Origin of the sequence: Faecalibacterium prausnitzii (assembly GCF_003287405.1) — a bacterium.
Taxonomy (GTDB): Bacteria; Bacillota; Clostridia; order Oscillospirales; family Ruminococcaceae; genus Faecalibacterium; species Faecalibacterium intestinale.
Window position 1 is genome coordinate 275,130 of the sequence record NZ_PRLD01000001.1, and the last position, 20,254, is coordinate 295,383.

The following is a 20,254-nucleotide window of genomic DNA, read 5'->3' on the forward strand; positions in this document are numbered from 1 at the left end:
ATACAGTTCAGTTTTTTCAAAACAGCCCCCGGAACGCAGGAGGGCTCTCCGGTTCCCTCCGGCGCTCCGGGTCTGTGGTTCAATCAGGATTCAGAGAAAAAGTGCTTAGTCCATCTCAACGATGGTAGCGCAGCCCATGCCGCCGCCGATGCACAGGGTAGCCAGACCCTTGTGAGCACCACGGTGCTTCATAGCGTACAGCAGGGTGACCAGGATACGAGCGCCGGAAGCGCCGACCGGGTGACCCAGAGCGATTGCGCCGCCGTTGACGTTCAGCTTGTCCTTATCAAAGCCCAGAGCCTCGCCGACAGCGATGGACTGTGCTGCGAATGCCTCGTTGGCCTCGACCAGATCCATATCAGCAACGGTCATGCCGGTCTTAGCCATGACCTTCTTGGTAGCAGCGATGGGGCCCAGACCCATGACCTCGGGCTCAACGCCTGCCAGAGCACCGGCGACCCAGGTTGCCAGAGGCTTCACGCCCAGTTCCTTAGCCTTCTCCTCGCTCATGACGACCAGAGCAGCAGCGCCGTCGTTGATGGCGGAAGAGTTACCAGCGGTGACGATGCCGTCTTTGGTGAAGGCGGGCTTCAGCTTTGCCAGAACCTCGGGAGCGCTCAGACGGGGACCCTCATCGGTATCGAACACGGTGTCGCCCTTCTTGCCCTTGATGACAACAGGAACGATCTCGTCCTTGAAGGCGCCGTCCTTGATGGCCTTGTCAGCCTTCAGCTGGCTGTTGTATGAGAACTCGTCCAGCATCTCGCGGGTGATGGGGCTGTAGCCGTACTTCTTCTGGTAGGTCTCGTTGGTGCAGACGTTCTCAGCGGTCATGCCCATGTGCTTGTTGAAGCCGCAGGCATCCCACAGTGCATCGTTGACCATGGTATCCACGATCTCGCTCTTGCCCATGGGAGCGCCCATGCGGTAGCCGTAGCGAGCCTTCTGCAGTGCGAAGGGAGCCATATCCATGTTCTCCATGCCGCCTGCAACAACGATATCAGCATCGCCTGCCTCGATCATCTGAGCAGCCATGTTCACGCAGTTCAGACCGGAGCCGCAGACCACGTTGACGGTGACAGCGGGGGTCTCGATGGGCAGACCAGCCTTCAGGGCAGCCTGACGAGCGACGTTCTGGCCCAGACCAGCCTGAATGACGCAGCCCATGTAAACATGATCGACCTGCTCGGGCTTGACGTTTGCACGGTCCAGAGCCTCCTTGATGACGATGGAGCCCAGCTCAACAGCGGGAACGTTGGCCAGAGTGCCACCGAACTTGCCGATAGCGGTGCGGCATGCAGATGCGATAACGATCTTTTTCATGTGAATAGCCTCCTGAATTGTGTATGTGTGTTACTTATCGGTTACCCAGTTATCAAAACGCCCTGCGGCATTTTTGCGATATCAGGTCTCTTCCCTCTCCCGGAGCTGGGCGTATTTTTCGCTGACGGCCTTTTCCACATTGGGTGTGACGAACTTGCTGATGTCACTGCCGTAATACGCTGCTTCCTTTACAATGGTGGAGGAAAGATAACTCCATTTGATGCTGGTGGCAAGGAACATGGTCTCGATGCCGGGCATCAGTGCGTGGTTGGTCTGCGCAAGCTGGATCTCGTTTTCAAAGTCCGTTACCGCCCGCAGCCCGCGCACCATGACGGATGCGTGGCGCTTTTTTGCGAACTCCACGGTCAGGCCGTCGAAGCTTTCCACGGTCACGTTGGGGATGTTCTTGCAACATTCCTGCAGCATAGCCACCCGCTCTTCCACTGTGAACAGCGGATGCTTGGCACTGTTGATCAGCACCGCCACAATGAGGTGGTCGTTGATCTTTGCTGCGCGCTTGATGATATCAAGATGTCCCTTGGTGACCGGATCGAACGACCCGGGATAAACTGCTGTTGCCATCGGTCAGTGTCCTCCTTGTGCGCTGTAATTACTAAGCGCGATGTGGTTCTGCCATGATAGCACTTTCCAGCTTTGGGTGCAACCTGAAACTGCTGCGGTGCGATTTATCGTTAAATTTTAAACGAACCATTCCGCACTGCTCCGCAGTTGCTTCCCACGCTATTAGTAAAGCACATCGTCAAAATTTTATCAAGACTTTTTCTCAACTTTTTTGTTTTTTGCGTACCAAACAATCCCCACATAAAGCTAAGAAAACTGTTTATTATGCTATACTGGCTGTTTTTTAGCCAAAACTATTGATTCTACACTTTGTTAATGTTATAACTAAGTTGAGCTGTTCTGCGCGGAGCTGAGCACACACTGCTGCCTTGTTTATAAGGTTACCATACAGATGTGGCAAAACGGTGTGCATTCCGCAAAACAGGCGTAAAACAGGCGTAAAACAGCTGCATCATTTGTCCGCACAGAATTGTTTACAATTCTTTTATGTATTTTAAGAGAGGATGGTTTATAATGGATTGCAAGGAACTGTACGCACAGAAGCTTATGACTGCTGCGCAGGCTGCCGCTCTGGTCAAAAGCGGCGACTGGGTGGATTACGGCTGGGCTGTGAACACCCCTGTGGCCGTGGATGCCGAGCTGGCAAAGCGCCTGCCGGAGCTGGAAGGGGTCAACTTCCGGGGCGGCATCCTGATGTGGGTGCCGGAGATCTTCCAGATCGACGACCCCGCTGCCCACATGACTTGGAACAGCTGGCACATGGGCGGCATTGAGCGCAAGGCCATTGCGCAGGGCTTCTCCTTCTACTCCCCCATCCGCTACTCTGAGCTGCCCCGCTACTACCGCGAGAGCAGTGACCCCGTGGATGTGGCAGTATTTCAGGTGACCCCCATGGACGAGCACGGCTACTTCAACTTTGGCCCCAGCGCTTCGCATCTGGGTGCCGTGTGTGAAAAGGCCAAGAAGATCATCGTGGAGGTCAACACCAATATGCCGCGCTGCCTTGGCGGCATGGAGAACTGCGTACACGTTTCTCAGGTGAGCGGCATTGTGGAGGGCGCAAATCCCCCCATCGGTCAGATGGCTGCTGCCGGTGCCGCTACCGAGGTGGACCTGAAGGTAGCCAACCTCATTGTGCCGCAGATCCCCAACGGTGCCTGCCTGCAGCTGGGCATCGGTGGTATGCCCAACGCCATCGGCGGGCTGATCGCGCAGAGCGATTTGAAGGATCTGGGCGTGCACACCGAGATGTATGTGGATGCCTTTGTGGATATTGCCAAGGCCGGCAAGATCAACGGCAGCCGCAAGCAGCTGGACAAGGGCCGTCAGGTCTACGCCTTTGGTGCCGGCACCCAGAAGATGTACGATTACCTGAACGATAACCCGGAGTGTATGTCTGCCCCGGTGGACTACACCAACGACATCCGCAGCATTTCCGCACTGGACAACTTTATCTCCATCAACAATGCCGTGGATATCGACCTGTTTGGTCAGGTGAACGCCGAGAGCGCCGGTGTGAAGCACATTTCCGGTGCAGGCGGTCAGCTGGACTTCGTGCTGGGCGCATACCTTTCTAAGGGCGGCAAGAGCTTTATCTGCCTGTCCTCCACCTTCTTTAATAAAAAGACCGGCCAGCTGGAAAGCCGTATCCGTCCCACGCTGGAGAATGGCAGCATCGTTACCGACACCCGCGCCAACGTGCACTACCTGTGCACCGAGTATGGCTGCGTGAACCTGAAGGGCCTGACCTCCTGGGAAAAGGCCGAGGCTCTGATCAGCGTCGCACACCCGGACTTCCGCGAGGAGCTGATCCGCGAGGCTGAAAAGCTGCACATCTGGCGCAGAAGCAACAAAATTTAATAAGCGCTGTGGGTATTCCCGCTGCCCGCAGCAGGAATGGAGTTTGTCATGATGGACAAAAAGCCGCACATCAAACCGTATCTCTATGGGATGCTCGCAGGGTTTGGTGCCATTGCACTGAGCATCATCTTCTTTTTCCTTATCTACCGCTTTGACGGCTTTGGCTCAGCTATCTCTACCCTGACCGGCATCCTGATGCCCTTTATCTACGGTGCCGTCATTGCCTATCTGCTCAAGCCGGTATGCAACAGCATCGAAAACTTTCTGCGCCGGTTCATCCCGGAAAAGATGAACGGTCTGATCAACGCGCTGTCCGTGGCACTCACCATCCTGTTCGGACTTTTGCTGGTGTATGCGCTGGTCATGATGATCGTGCCGCAGCTGATCACCAGCGTGACGACCCTGTACTACACCGCGCAGGCCAACATTACAAGGTTCATGTACTGGGCAAACCATCTGGAGTTTATTGAAAACAACGAACAGATCATGGAGCTGCTCAATTCGGCCTATGCTGCCCTGAATACCAATCTTGACACGTGGATCAAGAACACCCTGCTGCCCTCCATGCAGAACATCGTAAGCGGCGCAGCCATCGGCGTGCTGAACGTGGTGACGGTGGCCAAGAACCTGATCATCGGCATCATCGTGGCGGTGTATATGCTGGCCAGCCGCAAGCGGTTCGTCCAGCAGGGCAAGCTGGTGCTGCACAGCATCGTCCGTCCCCGCTGGGCGCAGCTGATCACCGAGGAAGTGAAATACGCAGACCGGATGTTCGGCGGCTTCATCAACGGCAAGATCATGGATTCTGCCATCATTGGCGTGCTGTGCTATATCGGCTGTCTGATCTTCAAGTTCCCCAGTGCGCTGCTGGTGTCGGTGATCATCGGTGTGACCAACGTCATCCCCTTCTTCGGCCCCTTCATCGGTGCCATTCCCGCCACCCTGCTCATTCTCATCCAGAGCCCCATCAAGGCGCTGTGGTTCGTGCTGTTCGTGCTGATTTTGCAGCAGCTGGACGGCAACATCATCGGACCCAAAATTCTGGGCAACACCACCGGCCTTTCCAGCTTCTGGGTACTGTTCGCCATCCTGCTGTTTGGCGGCCTGTGGGGCTTTGTGGGCATGATCGTTGGCGTGCCGCTGTTTGCCGTTATCTACGATGTCATCAAAAAGCTGGTCATCCACGGCTTGCAGCGCAATCAGGAGCTGACCCTGCTGAACAGCTATCACGACCAGTTCGGCGACCCCGCAGACGATGCAGCCGCACAGCCCGCTGCACCGCAACCTGCTGAAAACCAGTAACCCTTCCCTGCCCCGCATCAGAGCACTTCCGATGCGGGGTATTTTTTAGCCATGCCGTATTATAAGAACGTATATAAAGGAGAACGATTTAATGGGTATTAAAATGATGTTATTGGGTATCGCCGTTATTCTGGCTGGGATTGCCTTATCTATAAGTAATATTTTTGCTTTTGTTGGTGGAGCCGCAGGTCTTTTAATCACAATTGCCGGTATGCTTGTACGGGGCAAAAACACAACCGAGAAATAATTCACGAAGGTTTGACAAATGACTTACACAATCGCGATCATTTCTACTTTAGCGGCATGGTTCGTTGGGCTATTTGCAGACGCAAACATCGATTTTGGAGACCCACAAGGGTTTTTAGCTCTCAGAGTGCTGTTTCCTGTTTTAGCTATGGGAATTTGTATTCTAAAGGCAATTAAAGAAAGCGATAAGAAATAAATAGCCGCCAACATGCACAGCAAGACCCCCGCCTTATGTTCCAGTCAGGAACACAGGGCGGGGGTCGTTTATTGCTTTGATTCAGATTTCAGCTCAATCCAGCGGCTGAGAGGGCTTCCAATCCTTATAGTTCTCATACCGGCTCTCGCGGATCTTGTGGTGGGACCACACTTCGTCTGCGGTGGGCTGCCAGTCGGCGGCGTAAGCCTTGCACTTCTCGCACAGGTGCTCGACGCTTTCCGGGGACTGCAGGTCGGTGCTGTGGGCACCGGTCTCGTGCACCATCTTTTCCAGCAGCTCGGGGTTTTCCAGCATCGGGCAGGGACGCAGATGGTTCTTGTTGAAGGGCTGGCCGTTGTGGTAAGCCATGAACAGCGGGCTGTGCAGAATCTCAAGAATAGACTGGTCGTGGATATTGGCGTTGGAGTAGTGGATGAACACGCAGGGCTCGGCGTCACCGGCAGAGTTGATATGGAAGTAGTTGCGGCCGCCGGCGATGCAGCCGCCCACGAACTCACCGTCGTTCTGGAAGTCCATAGGATAGAACGGGATATCGCACTCGGAAGAGCGCAGATACCGGATGCGGTCGATCATATACTTGCGCTGCTCCGGGGTGGGCATCAGCTCCGGGGCGGCCTCGTTGCCAACGGGCATATAGTGGAAGTAGAAGCCGAAGTGCGCGCCCTTCTCGCACAGGAAACGCATGAACTCATCGTTGGTAACAGCGTCGATGTTCTGACGGGTGTAGCAGATGGAGGTGCCGAAGAGGATGCCGTACTTCTTGAGCAGATCCATGGCGTGCATCACAGCGGCATAATGGCCTTCGCCGCGGCGGGCATCGTTGGTCTCCGGGGTGCCCTCGATGGACAGCATAAAGGCGATATTGCCCAGACGCTGCACCTCTTCACAGAATGGCTCGTCGATGAGGGTGGAGTTGGTGTAGATGGCAAACTGCACATCGTTGTGCTTTTCTGCCAGCTTGAGCACATCCTTCTTGCGCACCAGCGGCTCGCCGCCGGTCAGCATATACAGGTACACGCCCAGCTCCTTTCCCTGCGTAACGATCTTGTCCATATCCTCAAAGCTGAGGTTGTTCTTGTTGCCGTACTCGCCTGCCCAGCAGCCCACGCAGTGCATATTGCAGGCAGAGGTGGGGTCGAACAAGATCAGCCAGGGGATATTGCACTGGTACTTGACGCGGTTCTCGCGGATGGTCTTGGTTCCGCGGAAGAAGGCTTCGTAGCCCAGATTCAGCGCGGTGGTACGCGCCACATGGGGGTCGGTCTGATCCAGCACGCAGTTGATAAGTTTCGTCCACTTGCTGTCGGGGTCGGTCAGCACCTTTTTGGCGTTCTCGTAGGTCTCATCGCTGAAGCCGCTGCCGTAGAACTGCTTTGCAGCATCTACCAGCTGGCACATTGTTTTTTCACGGTCTTGCTCGGCGTGGGAAAGCGCCACGTCCACTATTTTACCAAGTGCAGCACGCTGCATCTTGTGGGTCAGGTTCTCAAGAGATGTATTCATAACTTTTCCTCCCGAAATGATTCCTTTGGAAATTCTTATTTTGCTTGACCACATCTTACTACTTTGCGTGTTTTTGTGCCATAAACAGAAAATACGCCGTGATGGAAAACCCATCACGGCGTACCATTTGATAAAATTTTATTGAAGCCGCACGGACAAAAAACGCTTCATTCCTCTATTTTCAGGCTGCCGGTGCTCAGGCGGCACAGTGCACGGCGGAAATCCCCGTGGATCATGGTGCTTACGCGCTCCACCATCTGCTTGGGGTCGTTCTTCATATCCCGGCGGGTCCATTCCAGCGTCATGCCCACCAGTGCATACTTGTAAAAATCGACAACAAACTGTTTGTCTGCATCCTGTACGGTGATATCGTGGCATTCGCGGTCTGCAAAGTCCTTCAGGATGGGGTCCAGCAATCTATAAAGGTACTGCTCCACCTGTTCCCTGCCCACCGAGCGGTAAACATTGAGCACAAGGGTCTTGTTGTCCTGCAGCTGGTGCAGAACGTCCAGATAGGCTTCGCTCCATGTACCAAAGCCCCGGCGGCCTTCCATCGCCTTGGCGGCATCCTCTGCTAAGATCCAGTCCACCAGATCGTAAATATCCTTGAAATGGTAATAAAAGGTCATGCGGTTTACCCCGCAGTCCTCGGTGATATCGTTGATCGTGATCTTGTTCAGGGGCTTTTCCAGCAGCAGCTTCTTTAAAGATGCCTCCAGTGCCCGTTTTGTCGTTTGTGACACAAAAACCCATCCTTTCCCGGCAGTCGCCGCTGCCGTTTCCGTGAATGATACCCCATGATCTATTTTACCGCAAAATGTGACCTTATTTCAAGTAAAGATTCTTACCTTTTTATGAAGTTTGTGTGTGCACTGCCCGCCCCGAAGGTGCTGTTTTTACATTATAGCCGCCCAAAATAAGACAAAAGTCTTGATTTTCTCCCGCCCTATGCTTAGAATGAATAAGAAGCAGAATTTTATGCAGTGCATACCTGCCGAGGGAGGGTTATTATTATGATGAAAACCATTGGGTTTTTAGGCTGTGGAAACATGGGCGGGGCTATTGCCCGCGCCGTGTGCAAGGCTACCGAGCCTGAGAATGTATTTCTGGCGAACCGCACGGCTGCCAAGGCCGAGGCGCTGGCCGCAGAACTGGGCTGCCAAACGGCTACCAACGCCGAGGTCGCCGGTGACTGCGATTTGATCTTTCTGGCGGTGAAGCCCCAGATGATGGAAGCCATGCTGGAGCCGCTGCGGTTCATCCTTGCCGAGCGCAGCAATCGGTTCGTGCTGTGCACCATGGCTGCCGGCCTGCCGGTGGCACGCATTCAGGAGATGGCGGGCGGCGACTACCCCGTCATCCGCATCATGCCCAACACCCCGGCATCGGTGGGCGAAGGCATGATCCAGTACTGCTCCGTCAACGTGACCGCCGAGGAAGAGGAAGCTTTCTGTCAGCTGATGGCTCCCGCCGGGCGTCTGGACGCCGTAGCCGAGGGCATGATCGATGCTGCAAGCTGCGTTTCCGGCTGCGGCCCGGCATGGGTGTACCAGTTTATTGAAGCGCTGGCCGATGGCGGCGTGGCCTGCGGTCTGCCCCGGGCAAAGGCACAGGAGTACGCCGCACAGATGGTGCTGGGCAGCGCAAAGCTGGTGCTGGAAAGCGGCAAGCACCCCGGTGCGCTGAAGGACGCTGTGTGCAGCCCCGGCGGCAGCACCATTCAGGGCGTGCGGGTACTGGAAGAACATGGGCTGCGCGGTGCGGTGATGGATGCCGTGCTGGCTGCTTACGACAAAACAAAGGAAATGGGAAAGGGTTAATGGAATCATGCGCATCGTTGTGAAAGTGGGCACCTCCACATTGGCATACCCCACCGGGCGGCTGAACATCCGCCATGCAGAGGAACTGGTCAAGGTATTGAGCGATTTAAAGAACGAGGGACACGAGGTGATTCTGGTGTCCTCCGGCGCTATCGGCATGGGCGTGGGCAAGCTTTCGCTGCCTGCACGCCCCAAGGATACCACCACCAAGCAGGCCTGCGCCGCCGTGGGGCAGTGCGAGCTGATGTACACCTACGACCGGCTGTTCAGTGCCTACGATCACACGGTAGCGCAGATCTTGCTTACCGGCGTAGACGTGGAGCACACCGAGCGCCGGGTGAACATCCAGAACACTCTGACCCGCCTGCTGGAGCTGGGTGCACTGCCCATCATCAATGAGAACGACAGCGTTGCCACCGATGAGATCACCTCCATTGGCGACAACGACACGCTGGCCGCTATTGTGGCCTGCTGCTGCAAGGCCGACCTGCTTGTGCTGCTGAGCGACATCGACGGTCTGTACACCGCGAACCCCCACACCCACCCGGATGCGGCACTCATCCCGCTGGTGGAAGAGATCACCCCGGAGGTGATGGCACTGGCAGACGGTGCAGGTTCGGCACTGGGCACCGGCGGCATGGCTACCAAGCTGCGGGCTGCCCGCATGGTGACCGGCAGCGGCGCAGATATGGTCATTGCCAACGGCGCACACCCGGAGCTGCTGTATGATATCGCTGCGGGCAAGCCCATCGGCACCCGCTTTGCCGGGCACAAGCAGCCCGCACTGTCCACACAGGAGGTTTGAGCTATGACAACACAGGAAATTCTGGAAGCCGCCCGCGGGGCAAAGGCTGCGCTGGCACTGGCTGATGGCGCTGCCCGCGCACAAGCACTGCGCAGTATGGCTGCGCAGCTGTGCAGCCCCGCAAGCATGACGGCCATCCTTGCCGCCAACGCCGCTGATATGGCCGCTGCAAAGGGGCATATCAGCGAGGTGATGCTGGATCGTCTTGCCCTGACCGAGGAGCGCATCCGCGCCATGGCAAAGGGCATTGAAGAGGTTGCCGCCCTGCCCGATCCGGTGGGCCGGGTGCTGAAGCGGGTGGAGCGCCCCAACGGACTGGTGATCGAAAAGACCGCCGTGCCCATGGGTGTGATCGCCATCATCTACGAGAGCCGTCCCAACGTGACCAGCGATGCCGCCGCCCTTGCCATCAAGAGCGGCAACGCCTGCATCCTGCGCTGCGGCAAGGAGGCATGGCGCAGCGCCAACGCCATCGTGCAGGCACTGCGGCAGGGGCTGCGGGAGAACGGCCTGCCGGAAAACGCAGTCTGCCTGATCGAGGACACCACCCACGCTTCCGCCAACGCCCTGATGACTGCCGTGGGCTATGTGGATCTGCTGATCCCCCGGGGCGGTGCAGGGCTGATCCGCGCCTGCGTGGAGAATGCCAAGGTGCCCTGCATCCAGACCGGTACCGGCATCTGCCACATTTTTGTGGACGATACCGCCGATCAGGCAAAGGCACTGGACATTATTGAAAACGCCAAGGCCAGCCGCCCCAGCGTGTGCAACGCCGAGGAGGTGTGTTTGGTGCATTCTGCCATTGCGCAGGAGTTTCTGCCCAAGCTCGCACAGCGTCTTGGCCCCGACCGCGTTGCTGCGGGCAAGCAGCCGGTAGAGCTGCGGCTGGACGCACGCGCCGCCGCCATCATTCCCGGTACGCCCGCCGGTCCTGCGGACTTTGACACCGAGTTTCTGGACTATATCCTTGCCGTCAAGGTGGTGGACAGCGTAGGCGAAGCCATTGCTCACATTGCACAGCACTCCACCGGTCACAGCGAGGCTATCCTGACCCAGACACAGGCAGACGCCGACCACTTTACCGCTGCGGTGGACAGCGCCGCCGTGTATGTGAACTGCTCCACCCGCTTTACCGACGGCGGAGAGTTTGGTCTGGGCTGCGAGATGGGCATCTCTACCCAGAAGCTGCACGCCCGGGGCCCCATGGGGCTGGAGGAGCTTTGCAGCTACAAATACGTCATCCACGGTGACGGGCAGATCCGGTGAGTTTCCTCGCCCCGGCTTCTTCATAATTTTTTTACAATTCTGTCCGGCCTGCGGGCGCGGCAGAGCAAGTTTTTGATAGTTGAAAAAAATTTCCTGTACAGGCCGATGCAAGCTGCTTTGGTCTGTATTTTTGTTTTATCGGGATGGACTGTGTTTCAAAACAAGCACATAAAGTGAAAAATATTTCACTTTTCCCAGAAAACGGATGTCCTTGGATAGTGGTATGTATCCAAGATTTTGCCGTTTCTCACAATGTTAAAGTATTACTTTTATGTTTTTATAGGTTAAAAAAGCAAAGTTTTCTCTTGACAGAGCGTTTTTGATGCGGTAAAACTATATTGTAAGACTTGATATCGATTTCACTTCCGTTTCACAGGATTTCAAAATTCGTACATCACAACTGGTACTATGTAAAAATAAGTAAAGGAGAGAGCATCCTATGACGATCGCAATTCTTGCCCACGATTCCCGCAAAGAACTGGCTCTGCAATTCTGTACCGCTTACAGTGCCATCCTTTCCCGCAATAATGTTATCGCCACCGGTACCACCGGCCGGATGCTTGCGCAGACCACCGGCCTGCCGGTGCACTGCTACCTTTCCGGCAAACTGGGCGGTGTGCAGCAGATCACCTCCCGCGTTGCCTGCGATGAGGTGGATCTGGTGCTGTTCTTCCGCGACCCGCTGAAGGCCGATGCCGCCAGCCTGACCGAGCAGAATCTGCTGCGTTTGTGCGATATGCACAGCGTCCCTATTGCCACCAACATTGCTACCGCAGAGGTTCTGCTGCGTGGTCTGGATCAGGGAGATCTGGACTACCGCGAGGGAATGCACCCGGCCTTGATCGAGCCGCTCCCCGCCGTGCAGGCCCGTGCCGTGTAAGCGTTTATTTGTGTGTTACTTTGTGTATAGAGGGAAAAAAGGAGCTATCGCAGCGTGTTGTGCGATAGCTCCTTTTTGTTTGCGTGTTATTTGCCCGCCGGGCAAGCATTACTCCTTAAAATATGCTTTCTGGACAGCCAGCAGCACACCGGCGCGGCTGGCGGCAAAGTTCAAGCCGCCCTGCAGATAGCAGGTATAGGGGGCACGCAGGGGGCCATCGCAGGAAAGCTCAATGGTGCTGCCCTGCGTAAAGCTGCCGCTGGCCATGACCACCTCGTCGGTATAGCCCGGCTCCGGGCTGGGTTCCGGGGCGGCGTAGCTGTCCACGGGGCTGGCGGCCTGAATGCCCTGACAGAAGCCGATGAGCGCTTCTGCCGTACCGGCATCAAAGCAGGTGACGATATCGTTGTGATCCTCACAGTAGCGCGGGATGGGCTTTTTGCCCAGCAGCTCCAGCATACACTGGGCGTAGATGGCGGTCTTGATGGCCTCGCACACCACGCCGGGGGCGTAGTAGAAGCCCAGATACATATCCCGGGGGGTCTCCAGCGTGCAGCCCAGCTCCTTGCCAAGGCCGGGGGCATTCAGGCGGTAAGCACACAGTTCCACCAGATCCCTGCGTCCTACGATGTAGCCGCCGGTGGGTGCAATGCCGCCGCCGGGGTTTTTGATCAGGCTGCCTACTGCAATATCCGCGCCCACCTGACAGGGCTCCTGCGTTTGGGTGAACTCACCGTAGCAGTTGTCCACAAAGATGATGATCTCCGGGTTTGCGGCGCGGGCGGTATCGGCGATCTTGCGGATTGTAGACAGATCAAAGGCGTTGCGCTGTAAATAACCGCGGCTGCGCTGGATGTGGCACACCTTTGCGCCGGGGGCTTTCTGGGCGATCAGATCGTAGTCCGGGGTGAAGTCGGGCTTGAGGGGAGCTTCGTCGTAGTTTACGCCGTAGTCCATCAGGGTGCCGGTGCCCTTGCCCTTGCCGTCCAGACCGATGACGCCCTCCAGCGTATCGTAGGGGCGGCCGGTGGCGGCCAGCAGGGTGTCCCCTGCCCGCAGCAGACCGAACAGTGCCACCGCCAGCGTGTGGGTGCCGCTCTGGAACTGGCTGCGCACCAGCGCGTCCTCTGCGCCCATGACCTGTGCAAAGATCTGCTCCAGCTTGGCGCGGCCGGTATCCCACAGACCGTAACCGGTGGTGCCCAGCATATCGGTGGAGGACATCTGGGTATCGGCAAAAGCCTTGAGCATCTTCAGCTGGTTGAAATCCCGGATTTCCTCCATCTGGCGGAAGTAGGGCTGGCACAGCTCCATAGCCTTTTCGTCCAGCGCCAGCACCTCGGGCTTATAATCAAAAAAGTGGTTCAGAATCGACATTATAACGTGATAGTTCCTTCCTGTTATTTTGGGTTCTTGCATTTTGCGTAAAAAGCTTTATCATTTCTCGGACACATAGCGGGCGTACTCGGCCTGCTTTGCAAAGCCGAGACGGCTATAAAACCGCACCCGCTCCGGCGCGCAGAGGAATACCGGACGCAGACCCTCGGCGGCAAAGCTGTTTGCCATTTCCACAATGAGCCGCCCGCCGATGCCCTTGCCCCGCAGCGGCTCTGCGGTCTGCCCACAGGCCATGTAGGCTTGCCCGTTGCACAGGGCATAAGCACCTACGGTGCAGACGACTGTACTTCCCTGCTCCAGCGTCCATGCCACTGCCCTGCCCCGGCTGCGCTTTGTGCATAGCTCTGAGTAAAAATCCGCCTGCCGGGCGGAGTCTGCGGGGTAAAGCGCCTGTGCCACCCGGGCGGCGGGCGCTTCCCGGCAGAGGGTCAGCTGCGCCCACAAAGCTTCGTCCACGGCAGGCAGGGGCAGCAGCCCGCCCTGCGGCAAGCCGAACACCGTCAACGTTTCTGCCTTGTGCCAGCCGTCCGGCGGCGGGCAGACGGCTTCGTCCAGAATGGCGCCCTCGCACCCGCAGAAGGATAAAAAGCTTGCCAGCTCTGCGGGGTTTGCGTGCCCGGCCAGCCATGCCGTGCTGCCGGAAAGTTCCAGTGCCAGCGTAGGGCCGGCATAGAACCGCCACGGCTGGCTATTGCGAAAGAGCGCGCAGTCCAGCGGCAGCAGAGCGTCCAGCACCGGCAGACCCCGGCAGGCATTTGCGAACCGGGTGCGGCGCTTTGCATCCTTTACCTGTGCGATCACTTGAGCGCGTTGACGATCTTTTTGAACTCGCGGCCGCGCACCTCAAAGTTGGGGTACAGGTCAAAGGAGGCGCTTGCCGGGGACAGGATGATGATATCTCCGGGCTTTGCGGCGGCGCGCGCCAACTCTACGGCGTGCTGCATATCATCTGCGTGCTGAATGGGCAGCGCAGTCTCGTCAAAGCCGGGGCACTCCCGCACAGCCTTTTCGATGCGGGGGCCGGTAGCGCCCATCAGCACCAGATTTTTGACGTGGGCAATGATCTCCGGTGCCAGCGGCTCGTAGGGGATGTGCTTATCGTAGCCGCCTGCGATGAGGATAACCTTCTGGTCAAAGCTGCGCAGACCGGCAATGGTGCGGGTGGGGCTGGTGCCGATGGAATCGTTATAGTACAGCACGCCGTCCAGAGTACGCACCGGCTCGATGCGGTGCTCCACGCCGGTGAAGGTGCTGCCCACCTGACGAATGGCTTCTACGGGCACCTCGCCCCACACGGCAGCGGCAGCAGCCAGCAGGTTTTCGATGTTGTGCAGGCCACGCAGCTTGACATCCTTCTGGGCAAGGAAGGGAGTCACGACGCCATCCTCGGCCATGCAGAGCATCCCATCCTTGCGCAGGAAGGCACCGTTGTCAGTATCATGCAGGCGGGTAAACCACACCTGCTTGCCCTTGCAGTCTGCCTGCATGGAGCGGCTGATCTCGTTCTCATACCCCAGCACGGCGCGGCAGGGCTGCTTCTGGTACAGCAGGATATTGCGCTTGGCATCAATGTATTCCTGCATATCCTTGTGGTGATCCAGATGGTTCGGGGTCACATTGGTGACCACGGCAATGTTGGGGCTTGCGTGCATACTGATCAGCTGGAAGCTGGAAAGCTCCACCACAGCCACGTCCTCCGGGGACACCTCCGGCAGCATGGGCAGCAGGGCTGCGCCGATGTTGCCGCCCAGATGCACCTTGCGGCCTGCGGCCTCGTAGAACTTGGAGATGAGGGTGGTGGTGGTGGTTTTGCCGTCCGAGCCGGTCACTGCCACGATCTCGCAGGGGCAGAAGTCGAAGAACAGTTCCACCTCACTGGTAACCATGGTGCCGGCAGCCATGGCATCCTGCAGGGGCTTTTCAAAATAGCCCACAAAGCCCGGGGTGCGCATGATGATGTCCTGTCCCTTGAAGCCGTCCAGATAGTTTTCGCCAAGGCTCAGGTCGATGCCCAGTTCCCGGATGGTGGCAGCGTAATCGCCAAAGTCCTCCACGCTCTTTTTCTGGTCGCACAGGGTCACATGAGCGCCCAGTTCCACAAACTCCTTGATGAGGGTCTTATGGCTGACGCCTGCGCCGATAAAGGCGACCTTTTTGCCCTGAATAAGCTGGGCAAGCTTCTGCTGATCTTTCTGCATAAAAACAGTTCCTCCTCTATAGGATCATGGTATAACACCGCGCCGCACGGGCAGCGCGGGGATCACTTTGCTGTACCATTATAGTCCATTTGCGCGCAATTGGCAACGGAAAACCGCACAGTCTGCTTCAAAAAGCCCGGTAAATTCACAAAAAGGCAATTGTTTTTTCTGCTGCTTTCTGCTACACTTGTCGTTGCAGAGCGTTTTTTGCCGTTTCTGCGCGAAGATGAACGGAATGAGGTTGTTCTTTTTGAAACGATGGTTGCGTTTTACCGCAGCGGTGCTGGCTGCTGCGTTTCTTTTTGCCCTGACCGGCTGCGGCAGCTCCACAAACTCTGCCAGCTTTACATGGTTCGTGGACAGCATCCCCGCAAATCTGGACCCGCAGGTGGCTTCCGGTGCGTCGGACGTGATCGCCTGTGAGAATCTGTACGGCACGCTGGTGCGCAAAGACCCGGACGGCGAGCTTGTGCCGGGGCTCTGCGAAGAGTGGACGGTGTCCCCGGACGGGCTGACCTACACCTTTACCCTGAAGGACGGCCTGCGCTATGCAGCCGCCAAGGGTGCAGCTACAGAGTACGATATTACCGCCGAGGATTTTGTGTTTGCGTTCCGGCGCATTTTCCGCGCCGATACCGCCTCGCCCTATGCGGTGGAGTTTTCGGCTATTCAGAACAGCGCCGCCGTGCTGGCGGGGCTGGCGGACGAAAGCAGTCTGGGCGTTTCAGCCAATGGGGCACTGTCGTTGGTGTTCCGGCTGAGCGAGCGGGACGATAACTTTTTAGCAAAGCTGGCCATGCCCGGTGCAGCCCCCTGTGACGAGGCCTTTTTTGAGAGCACCCGGGGCACCTATGGGCTGACCGACAAGACTACGCTTTCCAGCGGGAGCTTTTATCTGTATAACTGGACGGCAAACGGCCTGTTTTTGCGCCGCACTGTGGAAAGCCCGCTGGTCGGCAGTCTGCGTCTGGTGCAGGACACCAGCGGCAGCGGCAAGAGCGCGGCCCAGCTTATTGCCGACGGCAAATGCTCTGCCGCGCTGGACGAGAGCGGCGAAGCCACCAGCTTACAGACGGTGAGCTATTCCGACACCACATGGGCGCTGCTGTTCAACGCGGCGGAGGGGTCGGTGTTCCAGAACCAGCAGCTGCGGCAGGCGCTGGCCGGTATTGCCCGGGAAAACGCCGATGTGCCCTCCAGCGGCCTATACACAGCCGCAAAGGGGCTTGTGCCGGATGGGCTGACCGTGGATGGGCTGGACTACCGCGAAACTGCCGGCGATCCCCTGCCCGCTATCCCGGAGCCGAAGGCCCTGTATCTGGCTGCCCGGCAGGGCATGGCTACCTCGGATTTTTCCGGCGTGACCCTGCTGCTGCCCAAGAACGCCGGACTGAGCGAGCTGGCCGACCAGATCAACAGCGCATGGCAGAAGGAGTGCTCCCTGTTCTTCTCGGTGGAAGAGGTAGAGCAGGACGAGTTTGACGCCCGCATTGCCGCCGGGAAATACACCATTGCCCTTGCGCCCATCCGTGCCGAGGGCGGCAGCGTGTACCAGATGCTGCAGCAGTTCACCACCGCAGGCGGCAGTCTGACCGGCTATGCTGATACCGTTTATGCCGACCGGCTGGCACTGAGCGCCCAGCAGACCGGCAAAGCCCGCTGTGCCCTGCTGGCGCAGTGTGAGCAGCAGCTGCTGGAAAGCTGCACCGTAGTGCCCCTGATGGCACAGCAGAAGCGTCTGTTGCTGGCGAACGGCGTGCGCGACTTGGTATTCGACCCGTTTTTCCCGGTGCTGGATCTGACATGGGCCAAAATGAGCTGACCGCAAATTTCGTGCGGAAAAGCCTTGACATTCCTGCCCTGCTTTGTTACAATAGTGGAGCACTTGCAGGGTTAGCTCATCCGGTAGAGCGACTGCTTCCCAAGCAGTAGGCGGCGGGTTCGAGTCCCGTATCCTGCTCCAGAATATAGCGGTGAAACGTTCAGAATTTGTTCGTTTCACCGCTTTTTTGTTTGTTGACATTTCAAAAAACGACGTAAAAATTCGTGTTTTTCGCTCATAATCTAGCAGATAATCAAACAAACAAAGGAACAAAAAACACTCCCGGGCTTTTTGTAGGAAGACCCGGGAGTGTTTGCGTTCAACTGATTTTATATCGTGTTACTTTGCCACGAGTTCTGCGGCAAGGGCGTCCATCTGTGCCTCGGCGGCAGCGTTGGCGGCAGAACGGATGGTGACCACGTTCTCGCAGAGGGTGATATTCTTCATGCTCTCCAGCTCGGCACGCATGAGTTTTGCAGCCATGGGTGCCCAAGTGCCGTTTTCCATCAGGCCGATGGTGCGGTTCTGGAAGCTCTTGGTCTTGAGGTGAGCCAGCAGGTTCTCCATCGGCGGGAAGAGGAAGCCATCGTAGGTAGCGCAGGCCAGCACGATCTTGCCGCAGCGGAAGGCTTCGGTAACGGCGTAGGAAACATCGGTACGGGTCAAGTCCATCTCCACCACCTTTGCGCCCTGTGCGCGCAGCTTTTCGGCCATGGTGTGGGCGGCGGCACGGGTGTGACCGTGGATGGAGGCACTGGCCACCAGAATCTTTTCCGGCTCCTCGGCCTTGTAGCTGGACCAGAGATCGTAGTAGTTCAGGTACTTGCTCAGATCCCCGGTAAGCACCGGGCCGTGCAGCGGGCAGATGGTCTTGATATCCAGTGCAGCAGCTTTTTTGAGCAGTGCCTGCACCTGCGGGCCGTACTTGCCCACAATGTTCAGGTAGTAGCGGCGGGCTTCGCTTGCCCAGTCGGCATTTTCGTCAAACTTTGCCACCGCGCCAAAGCGGCCAAAGCCATCGGCGGAGAACAGCACCTTCTCGCTGCTCTCGTAGCTGACCATAACCTCCGGCCAGTGCACCATGGGGGCAAACACAAAGGTAAGGGTGTGGGTGCCAAGGCTCAGGCTCTCGCCGTCCTTTACCACCACGCGGCGCTCCGGGGCAATGGCATCTGCACCAAAGAACTGCTCCATATACTGGAAGGTCTTGGCGTTGCCCACCACCTGCATCTCCGGGTAGAGGGCTGCCAGCTTTGCCACGTTGGCGCCGTGGTCCGGCTCCATATGGGAGACCACCAGATAGGCGGGCTTGCAGCCGCCCAGTGCTTCGGCAAGATTTTCCAGCCAAGGCTCGGTGGCGCGGGCGTCCACCGTGTCCAGAATGGTGGTCTTTTCGTCCAGAATGACATAGGAATTATAGCTGACCCCGGTGGGCACCGGATACTGGCTCTCGAACAGGTCGATGGTGGTATCGTCCACGCCCGCACCAAGGATGGCTTCGCTGATTTTTTTCATGCTCATACCGTTCAGACTCCTTTTGGGTTTATCTTGTGCCGTGAATTGGCAAATATTTCTGATAACAATTCCTATTGTAGCACATCGTCAGAAATTTCGCAAGGGATAATGCGGGGAGCTTCTGCGCATCAAAGCTCTTCCCCGCTCTCCGGCAGACGTGCCGTTACCGGTCTGCCCGGCTCGGTGTCCAGTTCCAGCAGGGTGGCGGCAGTGTTTTCGTCCAGCGTCTGCACCGCACGCAGCTTGCGGCTGATGGCGCGGCTGCGCACCCCGATGAGGTTATCCAGCTCTTCATCGGTCTGGCGCAGGCGCTGCTGCATCTTGGAAAGCCCCTGCCCGAACTTATCGAACTCGGTCTTGACCGCGCCCAGCAGCTGCCACACCTCGCCGGAGCGCTTCTGGATGGCAAGGGTCTTGAAGCCCATTTGCAGGCTGTTGAGCAACGCCGCCATGGTGCTGGGGCCGGCCACGTTCACCTGATAATCCCGCTGCAAAACTTCCAGCAGCCCGGCGTTCACCACCTCGGCATACAGACCCTCAAAGGGCAGAAACAGGATACCGAAGGCCGTGGTATAGGGCGGCTCCACATATTTTTCCCGGATATCCTTTGCTTCGCTGCGCAGCACCAGTTCCAGCGCGTGGCGGGCGTTTTCCACCGCCTGCGCATCGCCGGAAGCCTGTGCGTCCTGCAAGTGGGCGTAGGTATCGCCGGGAAATTTGGAGTCGATGGGCAGCCAGACGCTGTTGCCGTCCACACCGGGCATACGGATGGCGTACTCCACCCGCTGGGTGCTGCCGGGGATGGTGGCTACGTTGGTGTCGTACTGCTCCGGCGCAAGGATCTCTTCCAGAATCGCGCCCAGCTGGATCTCGCCCAGAATGCCACGGGTCTTGACGCCGGAAAGTACCTGCTTCAGTCCGCCCACATCCGCGGCAAGGCTCTGCATCTCGCCCAAGCCCTTATACACCTGCTCCAGCTGGTCGTTGACCGCCTTAAAGCTTTCAGTCACCCGCTTTTGCAGTGCGTCCTGCAATTGCTCGTCCACGGTGTGGCGGATCTCGTCCAGCTTCTGGGCGTTCTGTGCCTGCATGGCGGCAAGACCGTCTGCCAGCGCTTTGCGCATTTCCTCCAGCTTGCGGGCGTTGGAGGCTTCCAGCCCCTGCAAACGCTGCTCCATGGTCTGCTGCTGGGTGTTCTGTCCTGCCGTCAGGGTGCTGCTCATGCCCTGCACTGCGGTTTGCAGGGTATCGCTGATGTGTGCCATTGCGGCCAGATTCTGCTGTGCCTGCTGCGCCTGCTTTTCTTCCAGCACCCGCGCCTGTGCTTCCAGCTGCTGGCGCAGCCACTCCTTCAGGGCTTCATCATCCTGCCGGACGGCGGGCTTGCCGGTGCGGTACAGCAAAAGTGCCTGCAACAGGCAGATGGCCACCAGCAAAAGCGTATACAGTCCTGCCAAAAATCCCATAGACATTCTCCTTTAACTCAAAAATCCGGGTCTTGCGGTAATGGCAGACCC

18 protein-coding genes and 1 tRNA gene are annotated in these 20,254 nt (G+C 57.6%); 10 read left to right on the forward strand and 9 right to left on the reverse strand.

The window, feature by feature from the left end:
- Nucleotides 1-105: 105 nt before the first annotated feature.
- The gene (locus C4N24_RS01455; RefSeq protein WP_112090022.1) at nucleotides 106-1,323 is read right to left on the reverse strand and encodes an acetyl-CoA C-acetyltransferase; all 1,218 of its coding nucleotides are present in this window, start codon (nucleotides 1,321-1,323) and stop codon (nucleotides 106-108) included.
- A gap of 81 nt (nucleotides 1,324-1,404) precedes the next feature.
- Complete coding sequence (gene coaD, locus C4N24_RS01460) at nucleotides 1,405-1,905, reverse strand: pantetheine-phosphate adenylyltransferase (protein ID WP_112090023.1); 501 nt, start codon at nucleotides 1,903-1,905, stop codon at nucleotides 1,405-1,407.
- 513 nt (nucleotides 1,906-2,418) lie between these two features.
- Between coaD and C4N24_RS01465 the strand changes: the two genes are divergently transcribed.
- From C4N24_RS01465 to C4N24_RS15245, 4 genes are all read left to right on the forward strand, one after another.
- The gene (locus C4N24_RS01465) at nucleotides 2,419-3,765 is read left to right on the forward strand and encodes a butyryl-CoA:acetate CoA-transferase (RefSeq protein ID WP_097783900.1); all 1,347 of its coding nucleotides are present in this window, start codon (nucleotides 2,419-2,421) and stop codon (nucleotides 3,763-3,765) included.
- A 48-nt stretch (nucleotides 3,766-3,813) separates the two neighbouring features.
- Complete coding sequence (locus tag C4N24_RS01470; protein WP_181573029.1) at nucleotides 3,814-5,067, forward strand: AI-2E family transporter; 1,254 nt, start codon at nucleotides 3,814-3,816, stop codon at nucleotides 5,065-5,067.
- Between the two features lie 91 nt (nucleotides 5,068-5,158).
- Nucleotides 5,159-5,314: a hypothetical protein gene (locus C4N24_RS15240; protein WP_154251456.1), complete on the forward strand. Its 156-nt coding sequence runs from the start codon at nucleotides 5,159-5,161 to the stop codon at nucleotides 5,312-5,314.
- A gap of 18 nt (nucleotides 5,315-5,332) precedes the next feature.
- Nucleotides 5,333-5,509, forward strand: coding sequence for a hypothetical protein (locus C4N24_RS15245; protein WP_181573030.1), 177 nt, complete (start codon nucleotides 5,333-5,335; stop codon nucleotides 5,507-5,509).
- Between the two features lie 93 nt (nucleotides 5,510-5,602).
- Here the strand turns inward: C4N24_RS15245 and C4N24_RS01475 are convergent, their stop codons facing one another.
- Together C4N24_RS01475 and C4N24_RS01480 are read right to left on the reverse strand one after the other, a co-directional pair.
- The gene (locus C4N24_RS01475) at nucleotides 5,603-7,033 is read right to left on the reverse strand and encodes a radical SAM protein (protein WP_112090025.1); all 1,431 of its coding nucleotides are present in this window, start codon (nucleotides 7,031-7,033) and stop codon (nucleotides 5,603-5,605) included.
- 167 nt (nucleotides 7,034-7,200) lie between these two features.
- The gene (locus C4N24_RS01480) at nucleotides 7,201-7,776 is read right to left on the reverse strand and encodes a TetR-like C-terminal domain-containing protein (protein WP_112090026.1); all 576 of its coding nucleotides are present in this window, start codon (nucleotides 7,774-7,776) and stop codon (nucleotides 7,201-7,203) included.
- A 270-nt stretch (nucleotides 7,777-8,046) separates the two neighbouring features.
- Between C4N24_RS01480 and proC the strand changes: the two genes are divergently transcribed.
- The 4 genes from proC (at nucleotide 8,047) to C4N24_RS01500 (ending at nucleotide 11,804) form a co-directional block, all read left to right on the forward strand.
- A complete protein-coding gene (proC, locus tag C4N24_RS01485; protein WP_112090027.1) occupies nucleotides 8,047-8,853 on the forward strand; it encodes a pyrroline-5-carboxylate reductase in 807 nt (268 codons plus the stop codon).
- A 7-nt stretch (nucleotides 8,854-8,860) separates the two neighbouring features.
- The gene (gene proB, locus C4N24_RS01490) at nucleotides 8,861-9,658 is read left to right on the forward strand and encodes a glutamate 5-kinase (RefSeq protein WP_015538439.1); all 798 of its coding nucleotides are present in this window, start codon (nucleotides 8,861-8,863) and stop codon (nucleotides 9,656-9,658) included.
- Between the two features lie 3 nt (nucleotides 9,659-9,661).
- On the forward strand, nucleotides 9,662-10,924 hold the full coding sequence (locus C4N24_RS01495) for a glutamate-5-semialdehyde dehydrogenase (protein ID WP_112090028.1): 1,263 nt from the start codon (nucleotides 9,662-9,664) through the stop codon (nucleotides 10,922-10,924).
- Between the two features lie 439 nt (nucleotides 10,925-11,363).
- Entirely contained in the window at nucleotides 11,364-11,804 is a 441-nt protein-coding gene (locus C4N24_RS01500) for a methylglyoxal synthase (protein WP_112090029.1), read from the forward strand.
- Between the two features lie 108 nt (nucleotides 11,805-11,912).
- Here C4N24_RS01500 and C4N24_RS01505 read toward each other — a convergent pair whose 3' ends face one another.
- From C4N24_RS01505 to murD, 3 genes are read right to left on the reverse strand one after another with little or no spacing between them, the layout of a single operon-like run.
- Complete coding sequence (locus C4N24_RS01505; RefSeq protein ID WP_112090030.1) at nucleotides 11,913-13,181, reverse strand: aminotransferase class I/II-fold pyridoxal phosphate-dependent enzyme; 1,269 nt, start codon at nucleotides 13,179-13,181, stop codon at nucleotides 11,913-11,915.
- Nucleotides 13,182-13,241: 60 nt separating this feature from the next.
- Complete coding sequence (locus C4N24_RS01510; RefSeq protein ID WP_112090031.1) at nucleotides 13,242-14,003, reverse strand: GNAT family N-acetyltransferase; 762 nt, start codon at nucleotides 14,001-14,003, stop codon at nucleotides 13,242-13,244.
- Nucleotides 14,000-15,400 carry a UDP-N-acetylmuramoyl-L-alanine--D-glutamate ligase gene (gene murD, locus C4N24_RS01515; protein ID WP_112090032.1) on the reverse strand — a complete coding sequence of 467 codons (1,401 nt, stop codon included), beginning with the start codon at nucleotides 15,398-15,400 and terminating at the stop codon, nucleotides 14,000-14,002. The genes C4N24_RS01510 and murD overlap by 4 nt, the downstream gene beginning before the upstream one ends.
- 250 nt (nucleotides 15,401-15,650) lie before the next feature.
- On the opposite strand from murD, the gene C4N24_RS01520 reads away from it, so the two are divergent.
- Both C4N24_RS01520 and C4N24_RS01525 read left to right on the forward strand, forming a co-directional pair.
- Nucleotides 15,651-17,222, forward strand: coding sequence for an ABC transporter substrate-binding protein (locus C4N24_RS01520; RefSeq protein WP_242983152.1), 1,572 nt, complete (start codon nucleotides 15,651-15,653; stop codon nucleotides 17,220-17,222).
- A gap of 65 nt (nucleotides 17,223-17,287) precedes the next feature.
- Nucleotides 17,288-17,363, forward strand: a tRNA-Gly gene (locus C4N24_RS01525).
- 198 nt (nucleotides 17,364-17,561) lie between these two features.
- On the opposite strand, the gene C4N24_RS01530 is transcribed toward C4N24_RS01525, so the two are convergent.
- Both C4N24_RS01530 and rmuC read right to left on the reverse strand, forming a co-directional pair.
- Nucleotides 17,562-18,743 carry an FprA family A-type flavoprotein gene (locus C4N24_RS01530; RefSeq protein WP_112090034.1) on the reverse strand — a complete coding sequence of 394 codons (1,182 nt, stop codon included), beginning with the start codon at nucleotides 18,741-18,743 and terminating at the stop codon, nucleotides 17,562-17,564.
- A 122-nt stretch (nucleotides 18,744-18,865) separates the two neighbouring features.
- On the reverse strand, nucleotides 18,866-20,203 hold the full coding sequence (gene rmuC, locus C4N24_RS01535) for a DNA recombination protein RmuC (RefSeq protein ID WP_112090035.1): 1,338 nt from the start codon (nucleotides 20,201-20,203) through the stop codon (nucleotides 18,866-18,868).
- Nucleotides 20,204-20,254 lie beyond the last annotated feature (51 nt).

Excerpts from the sequence above, each read along its gene's own strand:
- C4N24_RS01500 (WP_112090029.1), top strand. The coding sequence starts at position 11,364 with ATGACGATCGCAATTCTTGCCCACGATTCCCGCAAAGAACTGGCTCTG.
- C4N24_RS01465 (WP_097783900.1), top strand. The coding sequence starts at position 2,419 with ATGGATTGCAAGGAACTGTACGCACAGAAGCTTATGACTGCTGCGCAG.
- proC (WP_112090027.1), top strand. The coding sequence starts at position 8,047 with ATGATGAAAACCATTGGGTTTTTAGGCTGTGGAAACATGGGCGGGGCT.
- C4N24_RS01475 (WP_112090025.1), bottom strand. The coding sequence starts at position 7,033 with ATGAATACATCTCTTGAGAACCTGACCCACAAGATGCAGCGTGCTGCA.
- C4N24_RS01470 (WP_181573029.1), top strand. The coding sequence starts at position 3,814 with ATGATGGACAAAAAGCCGCACATCAAACCGTATCTCTATGGGATGCTC.
- C4N24_RS01505 (WP_112090030.1), bottom strand. The coding sequence starts at position 13,181 with ATGTCGATTCTGAACCACTTTTTTGATTATAAGCCCGAGGTGCTGGCG.
- proB (WP_015538439.1), top strand. The coding sequence starts at position 8,861 with ATGCGCATCGTTGTGAAAGTGGGCACCTCCACATTGGCATACCCCACC.
- rmuC (WP_112090035.1), bottom strand. The coding sequence starts at position 20,203 with ATGGGATTTTTGGCAGGACTGTATACGCTTTTGCTGGTGGCCATCTGC.
- C4N24_RS15240 (WP_154251456.1), top strand. The coding sequence starts at position 5,159 with ATGGGTATTAAAATGATGTTATTGGGTATCGCCGTTATTCTGGCTGGG.
- C4N24_RS01495 (WP_112090028.1), top strand. The coding sequence starts at position 9,662 with ATGACAACACAGGAAATTCTGGAAGCCGCCCGCGGGGCAAAGGCTGCG.
- murD (WP_112090032.1), bottom strand. The coding sequence starts at position 15,400 with ATGCAGAAAGATCAGCAGAAGCTTGCCCAGCTTATTCAGGGCAAAAAG.
- coaD (WP_112090023.1), bottom strand. The coding sequence starts at position 1,905 with ATGGCAACAGCAGTTTATCCCGGGTCGTTCGATCCGGTCACCAAGGGA.
- C4N24_RS01455 (WP_112090022.1), bottom strand. The coding sequence starts at position 1,323 with ATGAAAAAGATCGTTATCGCATCTGCATGCCGCACCGCTATCGGCAAG.
- C4N24_RS01530 (WP_112090034.1), bottom strand. The coding sequence starts at position 18,743 with ATGAGCATGAAAAAAATCAGCGAAGCCATCCTTGGTGCGGGCGTGGAC.
- C4N24_RS15245 (WP_181573030.1), top strand. The coding sequence starts at position 5,333 with ATGACTTACACAATCGCGATCATTTCTACTTTAGCGGCATGGTTCGTT.